This is a genomic window from Roseomonas sp. E05, from assembly GCF_030063475.1.
In the GTDB taxonomy this organism is placed as follows: domain Bacteria; phylum Pseudomonadota; class Alphaproteobacteria; order Acetobacterales; family Acetobacteraceae; genus Pseudoroseomonas.
Window position 1 is genome coordinate 1 of sequence record NZ_JASIRT010000068.1, and the last position, 6669, is coordinate 6669.

The 6669-nt window shown below is 66.3% G+C and carries 4 protein-coding genes; 3 read left to right on the forward strand and 1 reads right to left on the reverse strand.

The genetic code is table 11. From position 1 onward, the window contains the following. Window positions 1–553: 553 nt before the first annotated feature. The 3 genes from QMO56_RS26405 to QMO56_RS26415 all read left to right on the forward strand — a co-directional run bounded on the left by QMO56_RS26405 (window position 554) and on the right by QMO56_RS26415 (window position 4809). Window positions 554–2275 (forward strand): RecQ family ATP-dependent DNA helicase, encoded by a 1722-nt coding sequence (locus QMO56_RS26405; protein ID WP_283530592.1) that lies wholly within the window; start codon window positions 554–556, stop codon window positions 2273–2275. A gap of 61 nt (window positions 2276–2336) precedes the next feature. Beyond that, complete coding sequence (locus tag QMO56_RS26410) at window positions 2337–3455, forward strand: HNH endonuclease (protein ID WP_283530594.1); 1119 nt, start codon at window positions 2337–2339, stop codon at window positions 3453–3455. Window positions 3456–3540: 85 nt separating this feature from the next. Beyond that, window positions 3541–4809 (forward strand): phospholipase D family protein, encoded by a 1269-nt coding sequence (locus tag QMO56_RS26415; protein WP_283530595.1) that lies wholly within the window; start codon window positions 3541–3543, stop codon window positions 4807–4809. 1018 nt (window positions 4810–5827) lie between these two features. Here the strand turns inward: QMO56_RS26415 and QMO56_RS26420 are convergent. Further along, the gene (locus QMO56_RS26420) at window positions 5828–6586 is read right to left on the reverse strand and encodes an ATP-binding domain-containing protein (protein ID WP_283530597.1); all 759 of its coding nucleotides are present in this window, start codon (window positions 6584–6586) and stop codon (window positions 5828–5830) included. Window positions 6587–6669: the final 83 nt, after the last annotated feature.

Below are 6669 nucleotides of genomic sequence, written 5' to 3' on the forward strand. Positions count from 1 at the left end.
GGTGATCATGCCAGGAGGAGCCAAGCCCATGCCCCATCCCGGTTCCAACGGTTCATCGGCCCCGCCAATGCCCATGCTCCACTAAAATCTCGCCCGGACCAGTCAATGGGGGCTGGTCATCCGAGGTGGCGCAGGGCGTGGCGCTACGCTTCGCGTACTCACCGGCAGAAGCCAAGCGCTTTAGGGAGGCAGGTGCCACGCCCTCTGAAAGCGCGGCGAGACAGCTGCCGATACGGATCGACGGTTCCTGGAGCTTGGATGCCCCTTTTCTGTTCTGATCGATAGAATACCTGGAGGAGCCTCGCCGCGGGAACGATGGGGTGTGGACCAGTCGGGCAGATCATCTATCCCGTACGTGGCGCCGCTGAACCCTAGGCCTTGGAGCCCAACCGCTGTGCAGGAGCCCGGGTGAGCGGCACCGTCGGTGCGGCTTACTGCCAGCCGCCTCTCAACCCTATTCCACATGAGGAATTTTCTAGGTTATAATTCTATCTGAAGTTGCTGATAAGCCGGCTGCCGAAGATCGTCCGGCCTCCAGGGATCCACAGCTGCCTTGAATGCGGAATGGGATGAGATCCGCGGCCGCGTGCTGCGTCGGGACGGATACAAGTGCGTCCAATGTGGCAATGATCTGCGGGGCGACGGCGCTCATGTGCACCATGTCCTGCCGCGTGCAGCCGGAGGGCCGGACGAGCCTGCCAATCTGATCAGCCTGTGCCAGATGTGCCACGCCGCCGTGCACCCCCATCTCGGTGTGAGGTTGGCGCGCCGCCTTCTCCAAAAAGCTGCCGTGCGCCTGGCGACATGGTTTGATCGGGAGGGACGACTGGCGCGACAGACGCGGCACCTCGGGCCTGCTCTCAAGCTCTTCGGGTTGGAGGCATTCCGGCCGGCCCAAATCGACGTCGTCGAGGCGGCCCTCCTGGGCCGATCGCTGCTGCTGGTCAGCCCGACCGGCTCCGGCAAGAGCCTCACCTTCCAGGTCCCGGCCGTCCTGACCCCCGGCCTCTGCCTCGTCATCTCCCCGTTGAAGGCCCTCATGTCGGACCAGGTGTCCGGGCTGCTTCGGCATCGGCTCCCGGCCACCTTCATGAACTCGGACCTCTCATCCGAGGAAAAACAGCTGCGCTTGGAGCTACTGGAACGGGGCTGCTTCAAGTTCCTCTATCTCGCCCCGGAGCGCTTCTTCGGCGCGAACGAGCGCGAGTTGGCCCGGCTGCGCGCCCTGCGGCCCGCTTACCTAGTGGTGGATGAGGCGCACTGCATCGACCGCTGGGGACGGGACTTTCGGCCCGAGTACGGACGGCTCGGTGAGGTCCGCGAGCGTCTCGGCAACCCGCCGGTGCTGGCTTTCACCGCCACCGCAGGGCGAGAGACGCAGGCGCGCATTCTCACCTCGCTCGGAGCGCCCGAAGCGGAGGTGTTTGTCCACGGCGCCAACCGCCCGAACATTTCCTTCCTGCGTCGGCGCGTCGCCCTGCAGGCGCGTCCCAGCTTTGTGGCGGAGCTCCTTCGGTTGGCCGAAGCGGTCGGCGTCAAGGCGATGGTGTTCGTCCCGACTCGGAAGGTCGGCGAGGCGCTCGCGACGGCCCTGGAGGCCCAAGGTAGCACTACCTCTTTCTATCATGGGCAACTGCCGGCGCGGGAGAAACAGGACCTCCTCCAACGCTTCGGGGGGCACCTCGAGCCGAAGCTCTCGCGCATCATCTGCACCAACGCCTTCGGCATGGGCGTCGACATCCCCGATGTGCGCCTGGTGATCCACTGGCAGCACCCCGCCTCGCCGGAGGACTACCTGCAGGAGTTCGGGCGCGCCGGCCGGGATGGGCGGCGGAGCGTTGCGGTGCTCCTGACCGACGAGAAGCCGGAGGGCCCGGCGGTCAGGCTCCTCGACTTCATGGCAGGGCTGACCGTGAAGCAGGCCAATGTGTGCGCCGACGAAGGCCGTCAGCTCTTGGCACAGAAGCGGCGGCTGTCGCGGCAGATGCAGGAGTTCGCCTTCGGCCGAGCGTGCTTCCGTGATGCGCTGCTCGGCTACTTTGGCGAGGCACGTGCCGCACCGCGCCGTCCGCTCGCGCTGCGCATCGTGGACTGGGTCTTTGCCAGGCGGCAGGCCCGCGTTGAGGCCGGGGTCTGTTGCGACGCCTGCCACGCGCGAGGCTGCTCCCCCGCGGATCATAGCCAGTTCGTCTGTGAGGCCTTGGGCGTCCCTCCACCGCCCAGGTCGCAGAACAGCCACGGAGCAAGGCGCCCAGCGCAGTGGCGGCTCCGATGACCCATTGGCTAGCCTGTCTCACCGAGGACCTGCAGCCGCCATCCCGAGGATCCAGCCGCGCATGAATCTCGATTATGGCTTGGAGCACCGCCACATCATCGGGGCGATGAAGAAGATTGAGCAGGAGGGCATTCCTGCCCGAGCACGCTCGACCCGATACGACGTGCTCCGCCCCGACGATGGCACGCCGTTCCCGCCCAAGCTTGTACTCTCCATTGCCGCGGAGCTGGCAAGCGGCAAGGCCTTGCCGCGCACGGCGTTCTCCGGTGGGGAGGAGACCAATGCGGTCCTAAGGGCGCTGGACTTCAGTGTCGTCGAGAAGGGCAGGTGGGGCGGGTCGGAGACGCCGGACGCCTTGCATCCCGGCGACGTCCTGACCAATGACCAGCTCTCGCGCGTCTTTGGCGTCGGCAACGCCGGCGGCATGCGCTGGTCGAGCGCGCGGGGCTGCCTGATGGTCATCGCTGACCACACCAAGGCGCTCTACGATGATCGCTGGGAGGAGAATGTCCTCCACTACACCGGTATGGGTCGCATCGGCCATCAGCAGCTTGAGGGCCAGAACAAGCGGCTGGCGGAGCAGAGGGAGACCGGCGTCCCGGTCCACCTCTTCGAGGTGTTCCGTCGGGGAAGTTACGTCTACGCGGGTCAGGTCAGGCTCGCCGATGCTGCCCAGACCGAGCAGCAGCCCGACGACGAAGGTCGGGTGCGCCAGGTCTACATTTTCCCGCTGCGGCTCGAAGGGGGCGGCAAGCGCCCCGTGCCCGAGCACCGCGACCTGGAAGAGATTGAGACCGAGCGGGCGCGGCGGCTCGCGCACCTCTCGACTGAGGAGTTGGCGCGCCGAGCGGCTCTCGGCGGCCGCCAGCGGCCGGGCGCGCGTGAAGTTCGCACGGCGCAGTACGATCGCGACCCGGCCGTAGCCGAGCTCGCCAAGCGCCTGGCAAGGGGGATCTGCGACCTGTGCGGCCGACCTGCACCCTTTGCGGTGGACGGCGTTCCATACCTCGAGTGCCACCATGTCGTGCACCTCGCCAAGGACGGGCCGGACACGATTGAGAACGCAGTCGCGCTTTGCCCAAACTGCCACCGCAGGATGCACGCGCTCGATCGGCCGGCCGACCGCAAGAAGCTGCTGTCGCGCATCGCGACCAGGGTAATGCCGCCGGCAGGCGGCTGACGTATGCCGGCCGCGGCGCCAGGTGCCTCGGCCGGCGCCGCGGCATACGGCATGGCTCCACCGAACAGATAGCTGAGCGGATAGGATGAAACGGATCTTCTCGAACGGCCCAGACAAGGACTTTGTCATCAACCCCTTTAAGCGGCTGATGGCGAAGTCGTCCCGCCTGCACCTGGCGGCGCCTTTCTTCTCGCTTGCAGATCCGGTCGTGGAGGCCGCCAGGGCCGGCAAGCGCGTCGAGCTACTGGTGGGGCTCAACAGCGCCACCTCCCCGGAAGCGCTACGGAAGGTGTACGGGATCGCCGGCGTCGCCGTGAGATACCTCACGCACCGGTTCCACGCGAAGATCTACGTCTTTGACGAGGCTGCGCTTGTTGGCTCATCCAATCTGACGGACGGTGGCCTCCAGTCCAACCGGGAGGCGACCATCTGCCTTGATCAGCCTGAGGACCTGGAGGCTATTCAAGAGGTCCGGGCGCTGTTCGCTGAGCTCTGGGATGCAGCGCATGTGCTGACCGACGAGAAGCTCAGGACCTTTGAGCTGATCTACGCCGAAGTGCGCCGAGCAGGGCCCGACCCCGACACGGTCATTGAGCGAGCGGTCGGCCGTGCCGAGCCCACGAACATCAACGTGGCGAGCCGGACGCGCTCCCGCGAACGGCTCTTCCTGGAGGATCTCCGCCGCCAAGTCTACGAGCAGTATCGGCCCGCGTTTGATGAAGTCACCCACCTCCTCGCGCCGAACGGTTTTCGGCGCCCCGAGCTCGAGGACGTGGGGCTCGCGAACGAGACCAACAGGTTCCTGAATTGGGTGCGGCTGACTTACGTCTCGGGTGATGAAGCTTGGCGATCGGCTCCCGTCCGCCCGCCCGAGGAGCGCCGGAACGAGATCCTGCGCCTGGGCCAGGAGTGGACCTCGGCCGCGAACAGCAGGGTCCCACCGGACTATGCGGCATGGCTGCGCAGGGTCCGCGACCTCTTCGGCAACGCGGCGGCGCTGCAGGCGGCGTCGAAGAACGACATCACGGAGGGGCTGATGTCGATCCACGCCTTCCTCCAGCAGTCGAGGTTCGTGAAGGGGGGACAGTCGAACCTACCGGTCGCCTTTTGGGCCGCGAACGGGCAGGACGTTGCCAAGGTTCGGCGCACGCTGTCGCACCTAGTGCACGGTCCAGGCGACTTCATCCAGCGGCTGCACGATGTGCTGTACGACCGGGGCATGAAGCTGGGCTACTTTGGCCACTTCTGCGCGCTCGAACTCTACGGTTCGGTGCGACCGGACGAGTGCCCACCCATGAATGGCCGGATGGCAAAGGCGCTCCGCTACCTTGGCTTCCAGGTGTGGGCTGCATAGCCTCGGCGGCGCCGGTGGGCGCGCGCGAGCAAACGCTTGTGACATGCCGCTCCCGGGGAGACATGCCGGCCGCGATGCGGGCGGAGTGCGGTGCCCTGGGCAGCTCCGTCAGACTGCATCGCCACGGCCCGACCGCGGACGGCCAATTTCATCAAGGCGCTTTCGGAGTGGCAAGCGGGTATCGCCTGGCTGCAGGCAGCCTTCGGTGCCTTCCATCGCGGCGTCGACTTCCGCTGACCGCCGCGACGCCGCAGGGCGCCACGCCGCAAACCCGCCCGGCCGCGTTCTGCCGCCGGGCGGTTTGGGGTTCCTGCGGGCCGGTCGCAACCCCGGCTGCCCCTTCTGCGACCCCGCCCCGAGGGGTGGGATGGCCGAACAATTCGGGCCTGTCTCGGCTTAGGGCGGGTCTGCTTTCCCCGCCGCCGCAGTGCGACCCTTGTAGCGCAGGGCGGTAAACGCCCAATGAAGAGGGACAAAGAATCTACGGACGGGGTGTTTGTCCCAATTACCGGTGCCGCCGCTGCCGGCGCCACTCCCAGGGCGGCATCCGCTCGGCCTCCGGCAGGGCCCAGAGTCCCCGTTGATCGTCCCCGGTTCGGTGGGGGCCTTCGGCCGGCCGACACCGCCCAGGAGCGGTTTGAAGCGCCAACGGGCGATGAGGGTGCGGCAGGATGGGCCGCGGCGCCGCTTCCTGCTAGGCGGAGCGGGTATGGCCTACTTCATCGTTGCCGATCTCACGACCATCTGAGGTTAGGGGCGCACGCCGCAGAGGCACTCGCCTGGCGGAACGCCGAGGCGCTGGACCTGCTCCGCCAAGCGCCGCAGACCAAGCCTGTCCGACCAAAGGGTGCCGCAGTCCGTCTGGGCAGATCGGGTCGACCTGTACATGGTACCCACTGTATGCCGATCACGTTAGTCGAAGAAGAATGGCGGCCGCGCACCATCGCGGGTGGTCCAGCAGGGCAAAGCTCATCTGGCCTCCTCCGGAAGGCGCCAGAGCCCCCTCCTCAAACACCCTCTAACCGAAGACTAGCTCAGGCAGCACGACTTCCCATTCCTCACGACGGATCCTTTCACGGAATTCCTCTTTGCTGTCCGTCTTGCGCCAGCAGATAATCGCTCCGACCTCGCCCTGGCGGAACTCGCAACCTTCCGGCGTGGAATAGGCGCGCGACATACGGCCTAGGGGCCGCCCCAGCACATCCTGAATCATCCAGCCACCACCTGTGCGAACGAGCGTGACTGGATCACCTGCTTTGGCGTCAGCAATTGCAGCGAGCGATGGATCTCCTGCACGTAGGCGTCCGGCCCACGACAGGTCGACCAGGCTCAGGTCGGGCGGCTGGTACTGATGCGTTCGACTGGGCAGGTTTGCTGTGTCCGGGGCGACATCTCGCTCGACCACCGAAGTCTGCGACGGTTTCAGATACGGGTGCACCCCGCTGGTCATAACGGCCAAGCTGCGGCGAGCGCGCGTCATGGCTACATAGAGAAGGCGGCGGGGGGCGTCGGCATCTTCTCCCTGTGACGGCCTCTCCCAGCCGCCGTTCAGGACCACTACATCGTCAAACTCCAATCCCTTGGCCCGATGTGCCGTCAGGAGGAGCAGTCCGCGTTGCTCGCCTCGCACGTCACGGGACCAGTCTGCGAACCATTCAATCAGATCCGGAACCGAGATGGTCTTGTCGGCAAGCTCGCGTCCCAGCGCGGCAATGCCCTCGGAGATCAGATCGGTCCAGCTTGTAGCACGTCGATTGGGATGAGCGCTGGGCGTCAACTATGATGAGCGCCGCGGATGCGGTGGTGAAGGTTGTCCAGATGTCGCGCTGCGACAAGAGGGGACGGTAATTGACGTTGCGC

Bases quoted from the DNA above. Each gene is read 5' to 3' on its own strand.
- QMO56_RS26415 (WP_283530595.1), top strand. From the start codon at position 3,541: ATGAAACGGATCTTCTCGAACGGCCCAGACAAGGACTTTGTCATCAAC.
- QMO56_RS26410 (WP_283530594.1), top strand. From the start codon at position 2,337: ATGAATCTCGATTATGGCTTGGAGCACCGCCACATCATCGGGGCGATG.